Annotated in this window: 4 protein-coding genes; 3 read left to right on the forward strand and 1 reads right to left on the reverse strand. The window is 72.3% G+C overall.

The genetic code is table 11. The features are described 5' to 3' along the window. Window positions 1-128: 128 nt before the first annotated feature. From HY68_RS24240 to HY68_RS24250, 3 genes are all read left to right on the forward strand, one after another. Window positions 129-494 (forward strand): YkvA family protein, encoded by a 366-nt coding sequence (locus tag HY68_RS24240; RefSeq protein ID WP_041997015.1) that lies wholly within the window; start codon window positions 129-131, stop codon window positions 492-494. Beyond that, the gene (ligD, locus tag HY68_RS24245; RefSeq protein WP_041992206.1) at window positions 455-1,441 is read left to right on the forward strand and encodes a non-homologous end-joining DNA ligase; all 987 of its coding nucleotides are present in this window, start codon (window positions 455-457) and stop codon (window positions 1,439-1,441) included. Before HY68_RS24240 ends, ligD begins: the two co-directional genes overlap by 40 nt. Window positions 1,442-1,569: 128 nt before the next feature. Further along, window positions 1,570-1,749: a CsbD family protein gene (locus HY68_RS24250; RefSeq protein ID WP_041992209.1), complete on the forward strand. Its 180-nt coding sequence runs from the start codon at window positions 1,570-1,572 to the stop codon at window positions 1,747-1,749. Between the two features lie 121 nt (window positions 1,750-1,870). On the opposite strand, the gene HY68_RS24255 is transcribed toward HY68_RS24250, so the two are convergent. Beyond that, window positions 1,871-2,648, reverse strand: a 778-nt coding sequence (locus tag HY68_RS24255; RefSeq protein ID WP_041992211.1) for a DsbA family protein, incomplete at its 5' end; no start/stop codon positions are given.

Genomic DNA, 2,648 nt, shown 5'->3' on the forward strand with positions numbered 1-2,648 from the left:
CCTCGCTACGCTCGTCACGCCCCGCCGCGGGCACGGCCGCTGACGGACAATCAGTGGCCGGGACCCCGGTGGCGCGCCGCGCCGGGGGTATCCGGTACCGGAGGCCGACCCCGAAGGAGGAGATCACCATGAGCCGTGAACTCCAGATCCTCATTGCCGTCGCCGCCGTCGTGGTGGCAGTCACCGTCGGCTTCGCGATCGTCCTGGCGGTCCGCCTGGTGCGGACCAGGCGCCGGCTGCGCGCCTCAGGACTGCCGGTCCAGAACCGCTGGGTGTTCTGGGCGGCGATGATCTATCTCGTACTCCCCACCGACCTGGTGCCCGACCCCGTGTACCTGGACGACATCGGGGTCCTGATGCTCGCGCTGCGCTCGATGCGCTCCTCCGAGGGCAAGCTCCAGTACGCGCTGCGCTCGCGAGGCGGCAAGGGCGAACTGCCCCGATCATCGAAAGCATGGCCACGTCCGACCGAAGCGCCGCCGACCCGGCACTGATCAGGCCGATGCTGGCGGTCCCAGGACCGCTCCCGGCCGACGACGAGCGCGCCCCCGACGGGAGCGCGCTCTGGGCGTACGAGGTCAAGTGGGACGGCGTGCGGTGCGTCGTCGAGGTCGCGTCCGACGGAGCCGTACGGCTGACCACCCGCGCGGGCAACGACGCGACACCCCGCTACCCCGAACTGGCCTCCCTCGGCGCGCAGCTCGGCGGCAGGGCCGCGGTCCTCGACGGTGAGGTCGTGGTGCTGGACGCCAAGGGGCGGCCGGACTTCGGGCTGCTCCAGCGCCGGATGGGCGTGACCAACCCGCGCAGGGCCGCGCGCCTGGCTGTCGAGTACCCCGTCCATCTCGTCCTGTTCGACCTGATGTGGCTGGACGGCACCTCCCTGCTGGGCAGGACCTACCGGGAGCGTCGGGCGGCCCTGGCCGCTCTCGGCGTCTCGGGCCCCAACTGGTCGGCCCCCGGCTATATCGAGGGGCACGGTCAGGAGGCCTGGGACGCCACCCTGCGCGGCGGTTTCGAGGGCGTCGTGGCGAAACGGCTCTCGTCCCGCTACACCCCGGGGCTGCGCTCACCCGACTGGCGCAAGACCAAGCATCTGCTGACCGTCGATGTGATCATCGGCGGCTGGGCCGAGGGCCGAGGCGGGCTCGCCGGGCTGCCGGGAGCGGTGCTGGTGGGCCTCGCGGAGCCCGAAGGGCTGCGGTACGTGGGCGCTGTCGGGTCCGGCATGTCCGAGCGGGAACGGCACGACCTGGCGCGCTACCTGGGCGTGATCCCGCGCGGCGGCTCGCCCTTCGCCAACCCCGTGGACGTACCGGCCCCGCACTGGGTCGAGCCCCGGCTCGTCGCCGAGATCACCATCTCCGGCTGGACCTCGGGCCGGGTCGTCCGGCAGCCGGTCTGGCACCGGCTGCGGCCCGACCTGACCCGGCTCGGCTGACCGGCCCGGTCAGGACGGGCCGGGCGGACGGGCCGACCGGTCCGGCCGAAAAACCGATGTTTGGCCCTCCGGATCGCGGCCATGCGAAGGGTGTCCACCGATTTCGAGTACGTCAGGACGTGATTGTTGTGACCGCGAAGAAGAACCAGAAGACCGAGGCCAAGGTCGAGCAGATCAAGGGCAAGACCAAGGAGACAGTCGGCCGCGCGGTGGGCAACGAGCGCATGACGGCCGAAGGCCGCGCCGAGGCGGCGAAGGGTGACATGCGGCAGGCGAAGGAGAAGGGCAAGGACGCCTTCAGGCACTGACCGCACAGCACCACCCGTAACCGCAGCACCAGCAGACCGCGCCACGGGCCCGGTGGACGGCACGACCGTCCACCGGGCCCACGCCGTTGCCCCTGCCCGGAAGGACCGGTGCGAGGACCGGTCAGGACGGCGGCACCAGCGCCGCCCGCTGCCGCGCCTCGCGCACCGCGGCCGAGAGATGGCCGATGTCGTAGGCGCCCCGGTGCCGGCGGCCGTTGATGAAGAACGACGGCGTCCCCGACACCCCGCTCAGATCTGCCGACTCCACGTCCTCGGCGATCCGTGCCGCGCCGCGCCTGTGCCGTATGTCGCGCCGGAACCGCTCCATGTCGAGCCCGAGATCCGCCGCGTACCGGTGCAGATCCGGCGCCCGCAGCGCGTCCTGGTGGTCCAGCAGCAGGTCGTGCATCTCCCAGAAGGCGTTCTGCTCGGCCGCCGCCTCCGACGCCTCGGCGGCGAGCTGCGCCTGCGGATGGACATCGGTGAGCGGCAGATGCCGCCACACGTAGCGGACGTCCCCGAAGTCGGCCAGCAGCTCGCGGACGATCGGCTCCGCCTGGCCGCAGTAAGGGCATTCGAAGTCGCCGTACTCGACCACCGTGACCGGCGCCTCCATCGGCCCGCGCACCTTGTCGCGCTCCGGGTCGACGGGCACCGCGAGGTCGACGATCAGCTCCGTCGTCCCGAGCAGCGCGCGGTTGCGCCGGTGCTTGGGCAGCCGCCCGATCACCGCGGTCACCGCCCAGGTGACGGCGAACGCGCCGATCAGCCCGCTGAGCGTGCCGATCTTCGCCTCCTCCAGCTGGTCGCCCTTGAAGGCCAGCGTCGCGATCAGCAGCGAGACGGTGAATCCGACACCGGCGCTCGCGCCGCCCGCCAGCGTCGCGCCCCAGCCGACC

Source organism: Streptomyces sp. AcH 505, from assembly GCF_000818175.1.
Classification (GTDB): Bacteria; Actinomycetota; Actinomycetes; order Streptomycetales; family Streptomycetaceae; genus Streptomyces.

Coding starts and splice junctions, on each gene's coding strand:
- ligD (WP_041992206.1), top strand. CDS start 455: ATGGCCACGTCCGACCGAAGCGCCGCCGACCCGGCACTGATCAGGCCG.
- HY68_RS24240 (WP_041997015.1), top strand. CDS start 129: ATGAGCCGTGAACTCCAGATCCTCATTGCCGTCGCCGCCGTCGTGGTG.